This window comes from Azospirillum humicireducens, from assembly GCF_001639105.2.
GTDB classification, from domain to species: domain Bacteria; phylum Pseudomonadota; class Alphaproteobacteria; order Azospirillales; family Azospirillaceae; genus Azospirillum; species Azospirillum humicireducens.
On the sequence record NZ_CP028903.1, the window covers coordinates 445,083 to 464,245 of the forward strand.

A 19,163-nucleotide genomic window follows, 5' to 3' on the forward strand; every position below is an offset into this window, starting at 1 on the left:
GGCGAAATCCTGCCCCCGCAACCACCGACACTTGACGCCCCGGTTCGAAAGAGCCGGGGCGTTCGTGCGTCTGGGTTTTGCTCATCTGAGCGGCCCCCTCGCAGACAGCCAGGACACCGGCCAACTCGCCGTGCAGGTCGGCGTCCAACCCCGCTCCGGCAGGGGAGGGCGTCAGCACGACGCGCTCGATCATGATCCGCACCATCTCCATCGCCTCGGCGCTGTCCTCGCCGCCAGCAAGAGCGGCCTCCAGCGCTTCCACCTTGCGGCGGTAGAGGTCCGACAGCTGGGGGTGCAGCAGGACCGACGGCAGGTCCGCATCGGGCTCCTCGGCCGCGGCGAGCAGCCGGGCCTTGTCCGCCTCCAGGATGGTCAGGCGCTCCTTCATCGACTCGTGGTACAGCCCATCCTCGATCGCCTTCAGGATGCCGGCGATCTTGCGCTCGACGGCCGTCAGCTCGCGCTCGCGCGTGCGGCGGTTGGCTTCGCGGTCGGCCGTTGCCGCTTCGACGCCGGCACGGAAGCTGTCGACGAACTCCCGGACCAGCTCGGGCGCCAGCAGGCGCTCTTTCAGCCCGGTGAGGACCCGCCGCTCGATGTCAAAGCGGCTGATGGTGCGGTCGTTGGCGCAATTGCCCTTGCGGCGGCGACCACCGCAGCCATAGAGCTCCTTGCCCATGATGGTGTAGCCGGCGCCGCAGCACCCGCAGGTCAGCAGCCCCGACAGCAGAAACTTGCGCCGGTGCGCCCGGTTCAGCGCGTTTCCCTGATCGTCGCGACTGATGTCGAAGCTGATCGATGCCTGCCGCTCCTTGACCCGCTCCCACAGTGCCGCGTCGACGATGCGCAGCTCCGGCACCTCCACCACCTCCCATGCCTCTGGCGGGTTGGGCCGCGCAACCCGCTTACCGGTTTCCGGATCCTTGACGTAGGAGCAGCGGTTCCATTCCAGCCGGCCGGCATAGATCGCGTTGTTCAGGATCCCGGTGCCGCGCTCGACCTGACCGCGGATGGTGGTGTCCTGCCAGAGCCGGCCCTCCGGACCGGGCACGCCGTCGGCGTTGAGGCGCTTGGCGATGGCGCGCGGGCTGGCACCGTCGGCGAACAGCCGAAAGATGCGCTGGACGACTTCGGCTTCGGCCGGGTTGATCCGCCGCTTGCCACGACCCTCAGCGTCGCCCTCCAGCACGTCATAGCCGAAGGCCTTGCCGTCCGGCATGCGGCCAGCCATGGCGCGGCCGAGCTGGCCGCGGCGGGTCTTGTCCGCCAAGTCCCTCAACGCGACCTGCGCCATCATGCCCATGACGGCGACGTGGATGGTGGTGATTTCGCCGAGCTGGGGGGTGAACAGCCGCACGCCGTAGAAAGCGAGGCGGTCCTGAAGGTCGGCGGTGTCGGCAAGGCGACGGCCGAGGCGGTCGATTGCCTCGCACAGCACGATGTCGAAGCGGCGCTGTCCGGCCTCGCGCAGCAGCTTCTGGAAGGCGGGACGGTGACGGCTGGCGCCGCTGAGGGCGGCATCGCTGTAATGGTCGACGACGGTCCAGCCCTGGCGCTCGGCATAACGCCGGCACACCTCGATCTGGTCGGCGATGGAGGCTTCGCGTTGCTGGTCGCTGGAGTAGCGGGCGTAAATGACGGCGCGCATGATGGGGATCCTACGGGCGCTCGCCGCGGACGGCGCGGCGCAGGTGGGTGATGTGGTCGGTGAGGGTGGCCTGATAGCGGCGGCTGGCCTCCAGCCCCTTGGCCATCGTGTAGTGGCGCTCACTGGTCCGCAGCGTGCTGTGGCCGAGCAGCGCCGCCGTCAACCGAGCACCCTGCGGGTCGTCGAGGGCGATGCTGGTCGCGGCGCAGTGGCGCAGCAGGTGCGGGTTGATCCGTTCGCCGAGGATGGCTGGGGTGGCGCGATCGAAGCGGCTGGAGACGCCGTTGAGGGTCATCGGCAGCCCCTCGCGGGTGATCCACAGGGCATCATAGGCATGGCCTTGCAGCAGCTGCGGCCGGTGGTGGTTGAGGTAGCGCGCCATGTGGGGCGCCAAGCTGGCCGGCAGCGGGAAGTTCATCGGACCGCCGCATTTGAGGTCCTCGCGTTCCAGCTGGATCAGGAAGCCGTCGGAGGTCGGCCGGAGATGCTGGCCCACCCGCAAACCTGCCAACGTGCGGCGGCGGATCGGCCGTGAAATGGTGAGGGCAAACATCAGGGCGTCGCGGAAGCCGGTGGCATGGGCGAACGGCCGGGCTTCGGGCTTGTCTTCGATTCCGGCAAGGGCGGCGAGGGCGCGCTGGTAAAGGTCGGCAGCGTGGCGGATGCGCGGCGCGATCGGACGCCGGTTGGCAGCGCCGCGCTTAAGGCGACCGGCGGTGCGGCGCAGCCACCCCCAATCGGCGTCGGGCGCCAGGGCCGGCATGATGGCGGCGAGCTGGTCGATGGTGGTCCACAAGGACAGCGGAGCGAGGGTCGGACGCAACAGGTCGATGTAGCTGCGCACCATGTCCGGCGTCACGCGATCACCAGGGGCGGCATCCGGCGTCAGCAGACCCTGCTGGTCGAGGCAGGTGAGCCAGCGGCCATAGTTGGCGCCGCGGCTGCGACGGGTGGCCGGTGCCCAGTCGGCGGCGGCACCGGCGTCATCCAGCGGCCCGCCAGCTTCGCAGGCGGTTTGCCACAAGGCGCGGTCCTGCTCAGGCCACGCGCTGACCGGCATGCTGCGGCGGTCGATGGTCGCGGAGGTCTTGCTCATCGCCTCAGCGCCCCACGACCTTGCCGCGGAGTGAGCTGGTGCGCTCGAGGATGTTGGCGTCATAGCGGGCGACCGCGGCGGCGGTGTCCTGGCCGGTGTAGTAGGTCACCGTCGTATCGGTGGAGCGATGGCCGAGGAGCTGGCGCGACAGCTCGTAATTGCCGGGATCGAACTGCTGGCTGAGCTTGCCAGCGAGGTGGCGGAACAGGTGCGGATTGACGGCGAGGCCGGTGTGGTCGCGCACCGCCCGCTCGATTTGCGCCGTCAAAGCGGTGATGTGCTTGCAGCCGCCATCGCGTCCGGGGAACAGCAGGCCGCTGGCGTCCGACGTCAGCAACGGATGATAGCGCGTCATGAAGTGGTCGATCATCCGCACCAGCGGCTCCGGCAGCACCGCCTCGATCGGCTGGCTGGTCTTGGTCTCCTCCGCCGGGATGACGAGATGGACGAGGGCGTGACGGCCGGAACGGCTGCGACAGAGATGGCGATGGACGTCCAGCCGCAGCAGGTTGAGGCGGCGCAACGGCACCAGCAGCAGAATCTGCACCGCCACCGCGGTCTGCGCCATCAGGGCTTCCCGGCGGCTGGGCGCCGCCACGCGGTCGGCCTTGTCCATCAACCGCTCCGGCAGGGTGAGCAGGGCCAGCAGGTGCTTGGGATCGTCGAAGGCGCGCAGGCGGGCGCGGTTCTTGTCGGTCATGCCCTTGTGGCGGCTGCCGAGCTTGGCGACCAGCTTGTTCAGCCGCTCCAGGTCGGCCTTCGGCGCCTGAACCCAGTGGCGGGCGACGGAGAGCAGGCACTTCGCCTGTTCGATCAGGCCGGGGCTGGCGCCGCCCCGGCGGGTCATCAGCCACAGCAGGGCGATCTTGAAGCGCTCCGGCACCACCAGCGCCGCCAGCGTGGTCAACGCCTGGGGGTCTTCGCCGGCATGGACGAGGGCAGCGGCGAAACGCAGCACATGGCCGCGAGCGGTCTTCAGCGAACTGGGGCGCAACGGCCGGGCCGGGCCGAACTCGTCCAGCGGGTCGGCGCCGGACAGCCGCCGCATCCATGCCGCCAGATCGGTGGCAAAGGACGGCGGGAGGCGGTCCAACGGCAGCTGGTAGTCGTCCCGATTGCTGGTGACCGGCACCGGCGTGATCGGCCAGCCGGGCAAGGCGGCGGCGACGGCCCGGTTCCACTGCTGGCGGGCCATCCGCTCGACCCGCTGCGGCTTGGCGACGAGGGTGCCGGTCGTCAGCGAAGTGGCGAAGGCGGTGAAGGTGGCGTCCGACACGGTGTTCGGTGCGATGTCATGGTCGGCACAGTAGCGCAGGAAACGGGCGAGGCCGCGCTGCATCGCCGGGTCGGTGACCACCGCGCGGAGGCTGTACCAGGGCTCCGGCAGGTGGCAGGCGAGGCGCCGATGGGTTGCCGTGGCGCCGTAATGGCGCTGCAGGGTGCTGAGGGCGGAACGGATATTCTGCCAGCGCTTGAGCGACAGGCCGTGGGCCGCCGGATGGACGGAGGCGATCAGCGGGCGCAGCGCATCAAAGCTGGCGGGGATGGCGGCGAGGTCGCGTCCGACGATGCAGCCGAAGCGGCGCAGGGAGGAGGCATGGTCCCGAGCGCGCTGCGGCGGCAGGGCGGGGTCGGCAAGGACGCGTGTCAGCAGGTCGGCCAGGGAGCGCATTGGCGGCATATCAAGCACCGCAGGCAAGCTGGGCTGAGACTGGGAAGTGGTGGAGGTGGTCATCCGTGGCCTCGGGAAGACAGGAGTGGACAGGAAGTCCTGATCGGGAAGACGTAGCACGCTTTTGGTTCGAGAATACGAGGGCCACCTTTTCCCGATGGTCGTCCAAGTCCTTGCCACTACTGGACAAGGATGGACAGCAGTGGTCAGCTGATCCAGCGCTGCCTGAGGAAGATGTCGAGGTCCTTCGGCTGGATGCGGATCTGACGGCCGAGCCGGACGGTGGGCAGGTCGCCCGACACGATCCAGCGGCGGACGGACTTGATGCTAACTTGCAGGCGGTCGGCGACGTCAGGGATGGTCAGCAGGGCGGCGGGACGGGAAGGGGGCTTGCTCATTCCGGCTTCGGGGGCTGCGTCGCCTCGCCCGAACGCGCCAGGTACTCCCGCGCCGCCATACGGCCCAGCAGGCGCGCCAGCGCACGCAGGCGCTCGACCGCAGCCTCGGAATTGGGCGGGGGGCAGGGGGCGGTGGTGTTGGGGGAGAGGACATGGTGGGTCATGCCCTCTTCGTGCCAAAGCTGAACTCTTGTGCCGAAAGGGCCAGATCAGCTTTGCGGCGCAGCTGATTTGTTCGGGTCGGTTCGCCGGGCTTTGATGGCGCGCTTCACTGCGGTGCGCAGGGCGTTCTTGGTCGGCGTGTAGCCCAGCGCCTGCAGGCAGAGCTGGAGGAAGTCGACCAGCGGCCCGCCGGCTGCTCCGCCCATGTCGTCCCAGGAGGTACCGAGCGGCCGGTCGCTGATCGCCTCGTAGACGTCCAGCAGGAAGTCGAAGGTCATGTGGTAGCCGGCCGCGGCCTTGTGGCGCGTTCCGCCGACGCCGGAGGCAACGCGGTCCGCTTCGGCATCCCGCACCAGTTCAGCCGCGGTCCGCAGCATCAGCACGCCGCTGAAGGCGTCCTCAAGCGCGTGGTCTGCCTGTCCATCGATGATGGCCGCGTTGGGGTCCTCCGGCGCCAGCTGCGCGGCCAAGCCCCACAGGAGCTGAGGGACGGGGCGGAGGTGTCCATCCTGCGGTGTGTCGTCCTGGATGGCATCCAACAGGGCGTCGCACGCTGCCAGGATGCGCTTCATCCGGTCGCGGGTCGCGCTGGGGGCGGGCGTTTGGTCGATGGCTGCCTGGGACGCTGCCAAGGCCGGAAGTTGCTCGACGTAGTGGCGCCATGCCGCAATCCTACTGGGATCGGACAACTGCAGCCGATCGACGACAGCATCGAACAATGGCCGCCATGGCTCATCCTGCATTTCCGTCGGCGGAGGTGCCTGTTCCGTCATGATGGCTCGGTGTGATGTCGAAGGGGGATAGTGCCGCGGTACCGCGTCAGATCATACCGGGACCATTCGGCGGCATGAAGGGCGGCTGATGCCGCCCTTCCCCCGCCATGCCCAGCCTTGCCATGCCCAGCCTTGCCATGCCACGCCGATCCATGCCACGCCAAGGCTGCATTGAGGCGCCAGTCGGCCCCTCAATGCACCGTGAAGCGCCCGAATTTCGGGCGCCAATCTCCAAGACCGACCACCTCGCCGGTGGTGCGGATGATGTCCCGGACGTCATCCTCGCTCAGCAGCGACGGCATGAACTGGATGGTGACCGCAGCGCTCCAGTCGTCGAAGCGCGGCCGGACCCGCATCACCCGCAGGCGCTCGACGCGGACACCAGTGCGAAAGCGGAAGCGGCCATCATCCCACAACGCCTCCGGCTCGCGGGGGCCGTCATACTGAAGCGGGATGTTGCCGTCACACAGGATGCCCGCTTTGGCCAGCGGCCCGCGGCGTTTGCGCTTGGCTCCGTCGATCAGCGCCGCCTCGATCAACTCGCCGGGGAGGCAGGGTTCGCCGCCATGCAGATACAGAGAGCCGAGGAACTCAAGCTTGGCCATCTGCTCCAAATCGGTTTCCGTCTTCGGCCGCTTGCTGCTCAGCTTCTTGATGTCCTTGACCAGCGGGTCGAGCGGATCGGCCAGCCGGCCGTTTTGCATGAGAAGGGGTGAGACGCCGGTGATCTGGAAGCTCAGGGGCTGATACATCGGGGGCCTCCAGCCGCGGACGGGGGCGGCTTGGCTGGGTGTCAGGGAGATTGACCGTGGCCGTGGCGTAGCGGCGGCCGCGCAGTATGCCGGTCACCATCGCGTGGCAGGGCGCGCACAGCGTCGTCACGGCTTCCAGGCGGTCCTTGGCCCAGTCGCCGCCGGGCGGGTAAACGCGGTGGTGCCCTTCCAGCTGGTCTGTCGCGTTGCACAGGACGCACCGCCCGCCATCGCGGGCGAACGCATCACGCCGCAGAGCGCGCCATTGAGGACTGGCGAGGTAAGCGGCGTAACCGGCGGGGCCGCGGGCAAATCGCGTCGCCGCTGATGGGGGCTCTGCTGACGGGGATATGTCCGCCGCTGATGTGTTTGTCGGCTCGCATGGGCTCATGCCGGTCCACTGGTTCGTTCTGACCGACGAATACCGATCTGGTGGATCGTGGTCAAGGCGCTATAACGGCGTAATGATCCGGCTCATGTCATTGAGCTTGAAGCAGCGTGTCGGGTTGAGGGTCAAGGAGGCGCGGGTGGCCCGCAGCCTTACCCAAGAGGCATTGGCGGACCTGGTCGGCCGGACGGTCGAGGCAGTGTCCAACATCGAACGAGGCCGCACCTTTCCGACGATCGAGACGCTGGAGCAACTTGGTCGGCATCTTGACGTGCCGATTCAGTATTTCTTTGAAGATGTTGAGCGGAAGGTAAGCGACAGGCGGTTTGTCCTGGAAGGCAACCTCAAGATCCTCGGTCGACAGTTGTCGAATGAGGATCTAGAAATTGCCGTAAGGCATCTTGAGATTGTTTTAGAAATCAGAAAGAATTGTTCCTAGGCCGCGAGGCCGTTGGAAGCTCTCATTTTTTTGTGCTATCTTGCCCAGCTCGGCCTGATAACCTTTCCAAGGTAACCCTGGAAGACCATTCGGGTTATATTCGTTTTCAGCTCCTTGATTTCCACATACCCGTCTTCGGTCCAACCATCGAGAACCTCGACGGGGCCGAAGTGATAATATTCCATGATATTTCCAGGTGCATGCATGCGTTTGTGAGCTTTCGGCTTCAAGGGCGCGGAGTCCTTCACGATTTGATTGGAGTTTTGGCTATTTGCGGGTGGCCGACTCCTTGTTGCTTCGGGATTTTTGGGCTTCTTCTTCTTAATGAGGTGCTTTTTATCTTCTGAAATAACCACCTTACGGACGCACTCGGTCAGCTTCTCAGTTGACGGTCGGGGTGATTTCGCTGGCTTTGCCTTCGGCGGCTGAGGATCCTCAAGCCAGCATTCCCCGCGCAGCCAGTTGTGCGGGAACTTGAGATATTTCGGGTCGGTCAGGTGGGCCTTGGCGAATGCATACCGCTGCATGGCTGCGATCAACGCAGACGGCGTCACGGAACCGGAGGTCAAGACATCGCGGTAAGCTTCCACGGCTTGCTTCCGATGTTCGCGCTTGGGACAAGCTGACCAGAACTTGTCAAAGCCTTCCAGATGGACGTGGGCTCCAGCCGTTACCCCGCCGTCGACGGCGCCGCCAACGGCGGTGACGGCGTCAGGCGGCGGTGGGGTAACCCCCTCTTCCTCTCCCCCGGGGTTAAACCCGGGGAGAGAAGAGGGAAGGGGGAGCGTGGACGCTACCAGTCTGGTGCGCCCACGCTCCTGGTCGACGGCGTCTGCGCTACTGGTAGCGTCCGCGCTGCTGGTGCTGCCAGAAACCTCATTCGCATCGCCTGCGGTCTGAAGATGGGCAGGACGATAGGAGAAATTCGGGCGATAGACATTCGCCATGCGATCGCCCTCCTTGTTCGATCCACCGCGCCTGTGGACCGGCAAGACTCCAGTGCGTTCCAAATTTTTAAGTCCTCGTTGAACGCCGCTCCTGCTGGCGCCCGTCCGTTCGGAAAGGCGCTCAAATCCAACGCGAGCGAGGCCGCTGTTGTTGTCGAGGCAATGGAGGACGCAGGCGACGATGCCGATTTCGATGCGGCTACGATCAGGGTCGCAGGCAACTGCATCCAGAAGGCGAAATTTGTCGAGCAGGCTGATAGCGGGCAAGATTGGCTCCCAAGGGTGTTGAGGTGCCTACTCTTGGCGCTGGGTTCCGGTTATGCCCGATCGGTTACCAGCGATAGGGAAGGGACTGAACAGTGGCTGACTCTTGCTGCGGCCATTAAGGAGACTGGGCATGTACACAAATAACTTCTTTTGCGAGATAAAACGTAAAATCTTGATCAAATCCGGATCGTGACGCATGCTGACAACTCTCAAAAGAGTTGATGGATCGCGGGTCATCTCATGAGTGCAGTGGTATACGCGCATTCTGTTCCCGGGCGGGATGAAGTGCTATGGGAGCCGCTGGCTGCTCACCTGACCAAGGTCGCCGATCGGGCGGAGAGGCTTGCCGCCACGTTCGGCGGCCAAGAGCTTGCACGGGCCATGGGCGCGCTCCATGACATCGGCAAGGCTCGGGACGCATTCCAATCCTATATCCGGGGCCAAGGGACGAGCGTTGACCATTCGACCGCGGGCGCCGTCATCGCTGAGCGTAACTACCCTGCGCCGTATGGCCGGATGATGGCTTATGGGATCGCCGGCCATCATGCTGGACTGGCGAATGGGGGCATTGCTGGGGGTGGGTTATCGTCGCTGAAAGACCGGCTGGCAGCCGGGGCCGCCACGCCCCTGCCGGTACGCTGTCTGACGCCCGACCTCGACATCGCGCCGACGTCGGTCGCTCTGGCTGCGCCGGTGCTGTCGGAGGGGTTCACGCACGAGTTCTCAGCCGCTTTCCTCATTCGCATGCTCTTTTCCTGTCTCGTCGATGCCGATCGGCTGGAGACGGAGCGGTTTTATTCCGATCTGCTTGATGAGCCGGTCGAGCGGGGATGCACGCTCACGGTCGCCGATCTTCGTGACCGGCTAAACGCGCATCTGGCCCGATTTGAGGGACGGACCAGCGCGGTCGATAGTTTACGGGCGGAGGTGCTGACTGCAGTTCGGGCGAGAGCAGACGACGAGCCGGGGTTGTTCTCGCTGACGGTGCCGACCGGCGGCGGCAAGACCCTGTCGTCGCTGGCCTTCGCCCTGGACCATGCGGTTCGGCATGGGTTGCGGCGGGTCATCTATGTGATCCCCTTCACCTCCGTTGTCGAGCAGACGGCAGCGGTCTTCCGCGACGCGCTGGGCAGCGACGACGCCGTGCTCGAACATCACAGCGGTTTCGATTTCGGACCGGCGGACGACAGCGACCCCGACGATGAAGGCAAGGACGGTGCCCGCAAGCTGAGACACGCCGCTGAAAACTGGGACCGGCCGGTGGTCGTCACCACCGCGGTGCAGTTCTTCGAAAGCCTGTTCTCCAACCGCCCGTCGGCTTGCCGAAAGCTGCATGCCATCGCCGGATCGGTGGTGATCCTGGACGAGGCGCAGACCTTGCCGTTGAAGGTGCTGCGGCCATGCCTGGAGGCACTGCGCGAGCTGGCGCGCGGCTATCGCAGTTCCGTGGTTCTGTGTACGGCGACCCAGCCGGCGGTGACGACGGATGCCGGCTTCCGGGGAGGCCTGGACAAGGTGCGGGAACTGGCGCCCGACCCGCCGGACTTGTACCGCCGGCTGAAACGGGTGACGGTCAGCACCATCGCCGAACCGCTGCCCGACGAGGCGCTTGCCGAACGGCTGCTGAGCGAACCCCAAGCACTCTGCATCGTCAACAGTCGCCGGCATGCGCGCGACCTGCACCGGCGGATTGCCGGGGTCGAGGGCGCGCGACACCTGTCCACCTGCCTGTGCGCCAAGCACCGCCGGGCGGAATTGGCGGCCATCCGCCAGGACATCAAGGATGGTAAGACCGTCCGGCTGGTTTCGACCTCCCTGGTCGAGGCTGGGGTGGATTTCAGCTTTCCCGTCGTCTACCGGGCGATGGCCGGGCTCGATTCCATCGCGCAGGCAGCGGGCCGCTGCAACCGGAACGGCGAGTTGCCCGAGTTGGGGCGCGTCTTCGTCTTCGACAGCCCAGAGGATGAAGGCCACCGGCCGCCAGCGGAACTGGCGCTGTTCGCTCAGACAGCCGCCAGTGTTCTGCGCGCCCATGACGACCCACTGGCTCTCGACACATTGCGCGCCTACTTCCAGCAGGTCTACTGGTTGCGCGGTGACGAGGACCTGGATGCTGCCCTGGTGGGGGAGGGGGCGGGGGCGATCCGCGGTATCCTGAACGCCCTGCGTCTTTATCGGCGCAAGCACGACTTCCCCTTCGCCGACATTGCGAAGGCGTTCCGGATCATCGAGTCGCCGCTGGTGCCGGTGATCGTACCCTATCGTCCTGCCGGTGAGCCGGACGCCGTCCCGCGTCTGCTCGATGCCTTGCGCCACGCACCGGCGGACAAGACCGGGGGGATCGCCCGCGCCCTGCAGCCCTATCTGGTCCAGGTTCCCCGTTCGGCCCGTGCCGGCTTGCTGAAGGCCGGGGCGGCGGAGTGCATCCGGAGCGGCGAGTTCGGCGACCAGTTCGTCGCGCTGGTCAACGGCGACCTCTACCACCCCGACGTCGGGCTGAATTGGGAGGATCCTACCTTCCGGCGGTTCGAAACCAGCATTTTTTGAGGGAGAGCCATGGCCTACGGCGTGAAACTTCACGTGTGGGGCGACCGCGCTTGCTTCACCCGGCCGGAAATGAAGGTCGAACGGGTGTCCTACGATGTCATGACGCCTTCGGCGGCGCGCGGCATCCTGGAGGCGATCCATTGGAAGCCGGCGATCCGCTGGGCGATCGACGCCATCGAGGTTCTGAAGCCGATCCGCTTCCAGTCGATCCGCCGCAACGAGGTGGGATCGCGCGTGCCGACCGCGGCGGTGCGCAAGGCGATGAAGGCCGATGCGGTAGAGGACCTGCGCATGGTGGTGGAGGAGAACCGGCAGCAGCGCGCCGCGACCCTGCTGGTCGACGTTGCCTATGTCATCCACGCCCATTTCGAACTGACGGAGCGCGCCGGACCGGGCGACAGCGAGGCCAAGCATCTGTCGATGTTCAACCGCCGTGCGGCCAGCGGACAGTGCTTTCAACAGCCCTGCCTGGGCGTGCGGGAGTTCCCGGCGAATTTCGCCCTGCTGGAGGATGGTGTCGCACCGGTGTCGGAACTGCCGCCGGACCAGCGTGACCGCGACCTCGGCTGGATGCTGCTCGACATCGACCATGCCAACGACATGACCTCGCTGTTCTTCCGCGCGGCGCTGCGCGACGGAGTGATGGCAGTGCCGCCGCTGAACTCGGTGGAGGTGCGGTCATGACCGTCCTTGCCGCGCTCAACGGCTATTATGGCCGGCTGGCCGACCGTGGCGAGGTGCCGCCCTTCGGCTATTCGACGGAGCGCATCGCCCACATCATCGTCCTGTCGCCCGATGGCGAGCCGGTGGAGATCCTGCCCTGGCAGAGCCTATCGGGGAAGAAGTCGGAGCCGCGGCCGACGGCGGTGCCGCAATCCTTCAAGCGTCCGGGGACAACGCCGCGCTCCTTCTTCCTGTGGGACAACGGAAAGTTCGTGCTCGGCCTTGGGGTGGACAAGGTGACGCGGCAGCGGGTGGCCCATCCGGCCAACCATGCAGCCTTCCAGGAGTTGCACCGTCGGCTGTTGGCCGGAACCGAGGATGCCGGGCTGGCCGCCCTGTTGCGCTTCCTAGATGGCTGGTCGGCCGACCGTTTCGACGCCTGCGGTTTCACCGACGCCATGCTCGACCAGAACTTCATGTTCATGCTCGACGGCGACCGGAATGATCGGGGGGAGCCGCGCTTCCTGCACGACCGTACCGCCGCCCGGCGCATCTGGGAGCGGGCGGTGGCCGAGGGCGCTGGGGAGGAGGGTATCTGCCTGGTGACGGGAGCGCGCCAGCCGATCGCTCGTCTGCATCCCGCGATCAAGGGGGTGATGGACGCGCAGAGTTCCGGTGCCTCCATCGTCTCCTTCAACAATGACGCCTTCACCTCCTATGGCAAGGAGCAAGGGCTGAACGCGCCGGTGTCGGAGGCGGCGGCTTTCGGCTACGGCGCCGCCCTGAACGCGCTGCTGGCGCGGGGCAGCGGCAACCGGCTGGTGATCGGCGACGCGACCACGGTGTTCTGGGCCGACACCTCCGGTGGCGAGGAGTCCGCCCAGAGGGCGGAGGTGCTGTTCCACGATCTGCTCAGTCCGCCCGCCGCCGAGGATGCCGACGAGGCGCAGGCGATCCGCAACGCCCTGCTTCCGGTCAGCCAGGGGCGGCCGGTGCGGGAGATTGCGCCGGAGCTGGATGAGCGGACACGCTTCTACGTTCTCGGCCTGTCGCCGAACATCGCCCGGCTGTCGGTGCGTTTCTGGCTGGAGGACAGCTTCGCGGCCATCGCCGAACGTGTCGGCCGCCATTGGGAAGATCTGCGGATCGATCCCGCGCCCTGGCGCACCGCGCCGGCGGTCTGGATGCTGCTGCGCGAAACCGCTCCGCTCGGCAAGACCGAGAACATCGCGCCGCAACTGGCCGGGGAGGTGATGCGCGCCATCCTGACCGGCGGCCGCTATCCCCGCAGCCTGCTGGCGGCGGTCATCATCCGCATGCGGGCCGGCGACCCGGTGAATGGTGTCAAGGCCGCGATCTGCCGGGCCTGCCTGAACCGCGACTCCCGCCTGGGAACGAAGAAGACGGAGGAGATACCCGTGAGCCTGAACCGAGATGAGGCGAACCCGGCCTACCGGCTGGGCCGCCTGTTTGCCGTGCTGGAGGGTGCCCAGCGGGCGGCCCTGGGGGATGTGAACGCCAGCATCCGCGACCGCTATTTCGGCGCCGCGTCGGCCACCCCGGCCAGCGTCTTCCCCATGCTGCTGCGCAACAGCAACCACCATCTGGCGGTGTTGCGCAAGGGCGACAAGCCCCGGCTCGGCGGCTGGTTCGAAGGGGAAATCGGCCAGATCCTCGGCGGGCTGGACAGCGGCTTTCCGCGCTCGCTGCGCATCGAGGATCAGGGGCGATTCGCCATCGGCTACTACCACCAGCGCTATTCCGGCAAGGCCGCGGCATCCACCGAACAGGCCGTCGCCACCGAACAGACCGTCTCCGAGGATTGAACCATGTCCGCGATCCAGAACCGCTACGAGTTCGTCTATCTGTTCGACGTCACCAACGGCAATCCGAACGGCGATCCCGACGCCGGCAACCTGCCGCGGCTCGATCCGGAAACCAACAAGGGGCTGGTAACCGACGTCTGCCTGAAGCGGAAGATCCGCAACTTCGCCGCACTCAGCCGTGACGGCGAGCCGCGCTACGGCATCTATGTCCAGGAAGGGGCGATCCTGAACGAAAAGCACCGCGCCGCCTACCGCGCCGTCCGCCCGGACGACAAGGATGTCGAGAGCGCGAAGAAGCTGTCGCCCAAGGAAGCGGAGGAAAAGGCCGTCCGGCAGTTCATGTGCGACAACTTCTTCGACGTCCGCAGCTTCGGCGCAGTGATGAGCACCAGCATCAATTGCGGGCAGGTGCGCGGGCCGGTCCAGCTGTCCTTCGCCCATTCGGTGGAGCCGATCCTGCCGCTGGAGATTTCGATCACCCGCATGGCCGCCACCTCGGAGAAGGAGGCCAAGGAGCGCAAGGACGGCGACCCGGCGGATGATGGGCGCCGCGACAACCGCACCATGGGGCGCAAGCATGTCGTCCCCTATGGCCTGTATCGCTGCCATGGCTACATCTCCGCCAAGCTGGCGGAGGGCACCGGTTTCGACGAGGACGACCTGGACCTGCTGTGGACCGCGCTGGAGGGGATGTTCGACCATGACCGCTCGGCTGCCCGCGGCGAGATGGCCGGCCGCAAGCTGGTCCTGTTCCGTCACGACAGCGCGCTCGGTAACGCTCCCGCCCATCGCCTGTTCGACCTCGTCACCGTAAAACGGCACTTCCAGGGCGAGGATTACGAGCTGGACGGCCCCGGCACCGGCAACCTGCCGCCGGCCCGGCGCTTCGCCGATTACCGGATCACCCTGGATGCGGCGCACGTGCCGACCGGGGTGACGATGATCGAGAAGTTCTGAACCAAGCGGGCAGCCAGCCGGGGAAGGGGGCGGTATGGACGACGATGATCTTCTTCCCCTGTCGGCGTTGCAGCACCAGCTGTTCTGTCCCCGCCAATGCGCCCTGATCCATGTGGAGCGGCAGTGGCAGGAGAACACCTTCACCGTCGAAGGCCGGCTGCTGCATGACGCGGTGGATGCGGGCGGCCGGGACAGGCGGGGGGCCGTCCGCACGGTGCGGTCGATGCCGTTGCGTTCGCGGAGGCTTGGCCTTGCCGGCGTCGCCGATCTGGTCGAACTGCATGGCCCCGAGCAGCGGCCTTATCCGGTCGAATACAAGCGCGGCCGGCCCAAGGCCCATCGGGCGGACGAGGTCCAGCTCTGCGCCCAGGCCATCTGTCTGGAGGAGATGTTCCACACGGACATCGCCGAGGGGGCACTCTTCTATGGGGAGAACCGGCGGCGTGTCGTTGTCCGGCTCGACGACGAGTTGCGGGGGCTGACCGAACGGACGGCGGCCGCCGTTCGCGCCATGATCGAGTCCGGCCGCACCCCGCCGCCGGTGTACGAGGCGGCCAAATGCCGGAACTGCTCGATGATCGAGCTTTGCCGGCCGCGCCGGCTGGGCCGTCCGCCGCCGGTGGCCGACTGGCTTGCCCGGCACTTGGAAGACGGCGAGGACGCGATCCCGCCTGATGACCGCGGAGAAACCGACCGGGGAGACTCCTGATCCCATGCGCCAGCATTTGAATACGATGTTCGTCACCACCGAAGGCGCATGGCTGTCCAAGGACGGCGCCAACATCGTGGTGGAGGTGGAGCGGAGGGAAATCGGCCGCGTGCCCATGCACATGATGGGCGGCATCATCTGCTTCGGCCGGGTCGGCATGTCGCCACCGCTGATGGGGGCCTGTGCCGAAGCCGGAGTAACGGTCTCCTTCCTGACCGAACACGGCAAGTTCCTGGCGCGGGTGGAGGGGCCATGCAGTGGAAATGTGCTGCTGCGCCGGCGCCAGTATCGGGTGGCCGACGATCCGGACGCCGGGCTCGTCATCGTCCGCGCCATTGTGGTGGCGAAGGCGGCAAACCAGCGTGCGGTGCTGCGCCGCGCGCTGCGGGACCATGGGTCTTCGATGGGGGAGATCGGCCGGTCTGGATTGGACGATGCCCAGCGCCGCCTGGGAGACGTGGCACGCCGGGTGATGGAGGCGGGGAGCATCGACGTCGCGCGCGGCCATGAGGGGGATGCCGCCAATGCCTATTTCGGTGCGTTCGACCATCTGATCCGCCGCGACGATGATGCCTTCCGCTTCCGCGGTCGCAGCCGCCGTCCGCCGCTGGATGCCTGCAACGCCCTGCTGTCCTTTCTGTACGCCATGGTCGGGCACGATTGCCGCTCGGCGCTGGAATCCGTCGGCCTGGATCCGCAGGTCGGTTTCCTGCACCGCGACCGTCCCGGCCGGGCCGGCCTCGCGCTCGACCTGATGGAGGAGTTCCGTCCTGTGCTGGCCGACCGGGTCGTTCTGACGCTGATCAATCGCCAGCAGATCGGGCCGAAGGATTTCACCTACAGGGAGGGCGGTGCCGTCCTGCTGCGCGACGACTCCCGAAAGGCAGTCCTTGCCGCCTATCAGGAGCGCAAGAAGGATGAAATCACCCACCCGTTCCTGAACGAGAAGGTCAGCCTGGGATTGGTCCCGCACATTCAGGCGCAGCTGCTTGCCCGCCATCTGCGCGGCGACCTCGACGGCTACCCGCCCTTTCTTTGGAAATGACCGGCCATGCTGATGCTGATCACCTATGACGTGAACACCCAGGACGCGGCCGGTCGCCGCCGATTGCGCCGGGTTGCGAAGGCATGCCGGGATTTCGGACAGCGGGTTCAGTTTTCCGTGTTCGAATGTGAGGTCGATCCGGCACAATGGACTGCGCTGCGTGCCCGTCTGCTCGGTGAAATCGACCAGAGCATAGACAGCCTGCGCTTCTACCATCTTGGCGCCAGTGCGAGCCGCCGCATTGAACATGTCGGGGCCAAGCCCACGCTGGACCTCGACGGGACGCTGGTGTTCTGAGCGAGCGCGAACCCGAAGCGGACAGGAAACTCCTGGGAGGTTCGCCGTGGAATGCTTTCAATGGGTTAGCTTCAATGGCATAGTGATCGACGCCCGACAGAACGGCGCGCGCGAACTGATTCGCGCTCGACCAGAGATTTTGGGTGCTTGGACAAGTAGATACTGATTGGTCGTCGCCCCCCGCGCGGGGGCGTGGATCGAAACGTCACCACGCCAGCGGCACCGGCAACGGCCAGCCGTCGCCCCCCGCGCGGGGGCGTGGATCGAAACCTGGCCGATGCGAAGAAGCCGGAGCGTGGCGAGAGTCGCCCCCCGCGCGGGGGCGTGGATCGAAACATGTGCGTGTCCTTCAGGAGAGAGGGGCGGTCAGTCGCCCCCCGCGCGGGGGCGTGGATCGAAACTGGTACAAAGGAGGTGCCCCGGCGGACGCCACATCGTCGCCCCCCGCGCGGGGGCGTGGATCGAAACGACCTATGGTATTCGCACGTCAAAGGAGATGGCGGTCGCCCCCCGCGCGGGGGCGTGGATCGAAACTCCACTCCTTGCGGGGGTGGGTTGCCGCGGGGCTGTCGCCCCCCGCGCGGGGGCGTGGATCGAAACCGCTATTCAGCCAGCCAATAACATGGGCGATGGAGTCGCCCCCCGCGCGGGGGCGTGGATCGAAACATCGCTGGCGCGGTAGCGGTAGGTATTGCCCGCCGTCGCCCCCCGCGCGGGGGCGTGGATCGAAACGTCTGCGGTCCGGCGGTGCGGCGGGTGAACTCACCGTCGCCCCCCGCGCGGGGGCGTGGATCGAAACTACCACCTACGGGTTCAGGCGTCCAAGCCCATAGGTCGCCCCCCGCGCGGGGGCGTGGATCGAAACATCGCCTGCACAAGAGCGCGGGCAGCGGCGCGCACGTCGCCCCCCGCGCGGGGGCGTGGATCGAAACTACCACCTACGGGTTCAGGCGTCCAAGCCCATAGGTCGCCCCCCGCGCGGGGGCGTGGATCGAAACGCCGTGCGGGGGCCAACCACGCCGTCGGCCTTAAGTCGCCCCCCGCGCGGGGGCGTGGATCGAAACCCTGCCCGATGGACAATCGACGGCAGGAAGAAGGGTCGCCCCCCGCGCGGGGGCGTGGATCGAAACGTTTACGAACTGCACGAACAACCAGAAGCACGGGTCGCCCCCCGCGCGGGGGCGTGGATCGAAACACCGTTGCAGTCATGTCAAATACATCGCCTGTCGGTCGCCCCCCGCGCGGGGGCGTGGATCGAAACCAAAAACTGCACGCTGACATTAAGCCCGGCGGCGTCGCCCCCCGCGCGGGGGCGTGGATCGAAACTTCATCGCCGTCGAGAGATCCTTGATCACCCCGGGTCGCCCCCCGCGCGGGGGCGTGGATCGAAACTGCGCCCGGCTGGTCGCGCAGCGCCTGGAAGATGGTCGCCCCCCGCGCGGGGGCGTGGATCGAAACGTACAGCCACAGCGGCGGGGCGGTATGCGTCTCGAGTCGCCCCCCGCGCGGGGGCGTGGATCGAAACTTGTCCAGCTTGTCGCTAAGCTGGACGATCTGCGGTCGCCCCCCGCGCGGGGGCGTGGATCGAAACTCGCAGCCGCGCACTATCCGGCGCCCACGCCGAAGTCGCCCCCCGCGCGGGGGCGTGGATCGAAACTTCTTACTCACGCCAAGCCCCTATTTCTACTGTGTCATAAAGTTCGCAATTGCAGGNGCGGCAGGGAATCGGGCTGGAGGGCTTGTCGGAAGAAGTTATGCAGGGATCGATCAGTCCTATGCCTCCGGCAGTGTGACAGGAGCCACCAACGTCGGCGGCTTCATCGGCGAGCATACTCAAGGCACCATCACCAACTCCTATTGGGACACGCAGACCAGCGGACAGCAGAACGGCGTCGGCAACAAGGTGGTGACCGGCCTGACCGGGTTGACCACCGCCGAGGCGCGTCAGGCATCCTCCTATGTCGGCTGGGATTTCACCAAGGACTGGTACCAGTCCGGGGACATGCGGCCCATCGGCCGGTGGGAGGCGGCGAAGGCCGGAAGCGACGGCATCGCAGCCATCACCAACCTCCACCAGCTCCAGCTGATCGATGCGAACCCGACAGGCTCCTACCGGCTCGACGCCGACATCGACGCCCAGGCTACGTCGGGCGCCGATGCCGCCGGCATCTGGGGGACGGGCGGCTTCGCCCCGCTGGCGGGCGCCGGCTTCACCGGCAGCTTCGACGGGCGCGGCCATCTGATCCGCGGGCTGACGATCAACCGGCCGGCGAGCGACGATGTCGGCCTGTTCGGCAAGATCGGCACCGGCGGCATGGTGAGCAATGTCGGCCTCGATGCGACCGGCGCCGTCACCGGCGGGAACCGGGTCGGCGCCATCGCCGGGACCAACGGCGGCACCATCCTCCAGTCCTTCTCTATGACACAGTAGAACTATTCGGTTTGGTTGTCGCCCCCCGCGCGGGGGCGTGGATCGAAACAGCGGCACCTTGACGTACCTGTCAACATCCTCTGGTCGCCCCCCGCGCGGGGGCGTGGATCGAAACACTGGCAGGTATTTCGTTGCCGCCGATGCCG

Annotated in this window: 16 protein-coding genes and 2 CRISPR repeat arrays (1 of these 18 only partly in view); of the genes, 8 read left to right on the top strand and 8 right to left on the bottom strand. The window is 66.7% G+C overall.

Annotated elements, in window-relative coordinates; all coding sequences use genetic code 11:
• From A6A40_RS19720 to A6A40_RS19745, 7 genes are all read right to left on the bottom strand, one after another.
• Positions 1-1,648: recombinase family protein (locus tag A6A40_RS19720; RefSeq protein WP_108547593.1), on the bottom strand; the 1,648-nt coding region annotated here is incomplete at its 3' end.
• Between the two features lie 10 nt (positions 1,649-1,658).
• A complete protein-coding gene (locus A6A40_RS19725; protein WP_158279322.1) occupies positions 1,659-2,744 on the bottom strand; it encodes a tyrosine-type recombinase/integrase in 1,086 nt (361 codons plus the stop codon).
• Positions 2,745-2,748: 4 nt separating this feature from the next.
• Entirely contained in the window at positions 2,749-4,416 is a 1,668-nt protein-coding gene (locus A6A40_RS19730) for a tyrosine-type recombinase/integrase (RefSeq protein WP_158279323.1), read from the bottom strand.
• A 206-nt stretch (positions 4,417-4,622) separates the two neighbouring features.
• Complete coding sequence (locus tag A6A40_RS19735; protein WP_108547596.1) at positions 4,623-4,814, bottom strand: helix-turn-helix domain-containing protein; 192 nt, start codon at positions 4,812-4,814, stop codon at positions 4,623-4,625.
• Positions 4,811-4,978 (bottom strand): hypothetical protein, encoded by a 168-nt coding sequence (locus A6A40_RS30760; protein WP_158279324.1) that lies wholly within the window; start codon positions 4,976-4,978, stop codon positions 4,811-4,813. Before A6A40_RS30760 ends, A6A40_RS19735 begins: the two co-directional genes overlap by 4 nt.
• A 45-nt stretch (positions 4,979-5,023) precedes the next feature.
• Positions 5,024-5,749: a hypothetical protein gene (locus A6A40_RS19740; protein ID WP_146191594.1), complete on the bottom strand. Its 726-nt coding sequence runs from the start codon at positions 5,747-5,749 to the stop codon at positions 5,024-5,026.
• A gap of 191 nt (positions 5,750-5,940) precedes the next feature.
• Positions 5,941-6,501, bottom strand: coding sequence for a hypothetical protein (locus A6A40_RS19745; RefSeq protein WP_108547598.1), 561 nt, complete (start codon positions 6,499-6,501; stop codon positions 5,941-5,943).
• A gap of 350 nt (positions 6,502-6,851) precedes the next feature.
• Here A6A40_RS19745 and A6A40_RS19750 point away from each other — a divergent pair, with 350 nt between their 5' ends.
• Positions 6,852-7,328: a helix-turn-helix domain-containing protein gene (locus A6A40_RS19750; RefSeq protein ID WP_236783906.1), complete on the top strand. Its 477-nt coding sequence runs from the start codon at positions 6,852-6,854 to the stop codon at positions 7,326-7,328.
• Between the two features lie 35 nt (positions 7,329-7,363).
• On the opposite strand, the gene A6A40_RS30465 is transcribed toward A6A40_RS19750, so the two are convergent.
• Positions 7,364-8,542, bottom strand: coding sequence for a hypothetical protein (locus tag A6A40_RS30465; RefSeq protein WP_146191595.1), 1,179 nt, complete (start codon positions 8,540-8,542; stop codon positions 7,364-7,366).
• A gap of 240 nt (positions 8,543-8,782) precedes the next feature.
• Here A6A40_RS30465 and A6A40_RS19760 point away from each other — a divergent pair, with 240 nt between their 5' ends.
• From A6A40_RS19760 to cas2, 7 genes are read left to right on the top strand one after another with little or no spacing between them, the layout of a single operon-like run.
• Positions 8,783-11,089, top strand: a complete 2,307-nt coding sequence (locus tag A6A40_RS19760) for a CRISPR-associated endonuclease Cas3'' (RefSeq protein ID WP_108547600.1) — start codon at positions 8,783-8,785, stop codon at positions 11,087-11,089.
• 9 nt (positions 11,090-11,098) lie between these two features.
• Positions 11,099-11,773, top strand: coding sequence for a type I-C CRISPR-associated protein Cas5c (cas5c, locus tag A6A40_RS19765; protein WP_108547601.1), 675 nt, complete (start codon positions 11,099-11,101; stop codon positions 11,771-11,773).
• A complete protein-coding gene (gene cas8c, locus A6A40_RS19770; protein WP_108547602.1) occupies positions 11,770-13,578 on the top strand; it encodes a type I-C CRISPR-associated protein Cas8c/Csd1 in 1,809 nt (602 codons plus the stop codon). The genes cas5c and cas8c overlap by 4 nt, the downstream gene beginning before the upstream one ends.
• A 3-nt stretch (positions 13,579-13,581) precedes the next feature.
• Entirely contained in the window at positions 13,582-14,535 is a 954-nt protein-coding gene (gene cas7c / locus A6A40_RS19775; RefSeq protein ID WP_108547603.1) for a type I-C CRISPR-associated protein Cas7/Csd2, read from the top strand.
• A 34-nt stretch (positions 14,536-14,569) separates the two neighbouring features.
• Positions 14,570-15,244 carry a CRISPR-associated protein Cas4 gene (gene cas4 / locus A6A40_RS19780; RefSeq protein WP_108547604.1) on the top strand — a complete coding sequence of 225 codons (675 nt, stop codon included), beginning with the start codon at positions 14,570-14,572 and terminating at the stop codon, positions 15,242-15,244.
• A 4-nt stretch (positions 15,245-15,248) separates the two neighbouring features.
• Entirely contained in the window at positions 15,249-16,289 is a 1,041-nt protein-coding gene (gene cas1c, locus A6A40_RS19785; protein ID WP_108547605.1) for a type I-C CRISPR-associated endonuclease Cas1c, read from the top strand.
• A gap of 6 nt (positions 16,290-16,295) precedes the next feature.
• On the top strand, positions 16,296-16,586 hold the full coding sequence (gene cas2, locus A6A40_RS19790; RefSeq protein WP_108547606.1) for a CRISPR-associated endonuclease Cas2: 291 nt from the start codon (positions 16,296-16,298) through the stop codon (positions 16,584-16,586).
• A 172-nt stretch (positions 16,587-16,758) separates the two neighbouring features.
• Positions 16,759-18,243: direct repeats of the CRISPR family, unit length 32 nt; unit sequence GTCGCCCCCCGCGCGGGGGCGTGGATCGAAAC.
• A 791-nt stretch (positions 18,244-19,034) separates the two neighbouring features.
• Positions 19,035-19,163: direct repeats of the CRISPR family, unit length 32 nt; unit sequence GTCGCCCCCCGCGCGGGGGCGTGGATCGAAAC; it runs 1,219 nt beyond the window's last position.

Coding starts and splice junctions, on each gene's coding strand:
- A6A40_RS19750 (WP_236783906.1), top strand. CDS start 6,852: ATGTCCGCCGCTGATGTGTTTGTCGGCTCGCATGGGCTCATGCCGGTC.
- A6A40_RS19735 (WP_108547596.1), bottom strand. CDS start 4,814: ATGAGCAAGCCCCCTTCCCGTCCCGCCGCCCTGCTGACCATCCCTGAC.
- cas1c (WP_108547605.1), top strand. CDS start 15,249: ATGCGCCAGCATTTGAATACGATGTTCGTCACCACCGAAGGCGCATGG.
- cas5c (WP_108547601.1), top strand. CDS start 11,099: ATGGCCTACGGCGTGAAACTTCACGTGTGGGGCGACCGCGCTTGCTTC.
- cas2 (WP_108547606.1), top strand. CDS start 16,296: ATGCTGATGCTGATCACCTATGACGTGAACACCCAGGACGCGGCCGGT.
- A6A40_RS19760 (WP_108547600.1), top strand. CDS start 8,783: ATGAGTGCAGTGGTATACGCGCATTCTGTTCCCGGGCGGGATGAAGTG.
- A6A40_RS19740 (WP_146191594.1), bottom strand. CDS start 5,749: ATGACGGAACAGGCACCTCCGCCGACGGAAATGCAGGATGAGCCATGG.
- cas8c (WP_108547602.1), top strand. CDS start 11,770: ATGACCGTCCTTGCCGCGCTCAACGGCTATTATGGCCGGCTGGCCGAC.
- cas4 (WP_108547604.1), top strand. CDS start 14,570: ATGGACGACGATGATCTTCTTCCCCTGTCGGCGTTGCAGCACCAGCTG.
- A6A40_RS19745 (WP_108547598.1), bottom strand. CDS start 6,501: ATGTATCAGCCCCTGAGCTTCCAGATCACCGGCGTCTCACCCCTTCTC.
- A6A40_RS19730 (WP_158279323.1), bottom strand. CDS start 4,416: ATGCGCTCCCTGGCCGACCTGCTGACACGCGTCCTTGCCGACCCCGCC.
- A6A40_RS30760 (WP_158279324.1), bottom strand. CDS start 4,978: ATGACCCACCATGTCCTCTCCCCCAACACCACCGCCCCCTGCCCCCCG.
- cas7c (WP_108547603.1), top strand. CDS start 13,582: ATGTCCGCGATCCAGAACCGCTACGAGTTCGTCTATCTGTTCGACGTC.
- A6A40_RS19725 (WP_158279322.1), bottom strand. CDS start 2,744: ATGAGCAAGACCTCCGCGACCATCGACCGCCGCAGCATGCCGGTCAGC.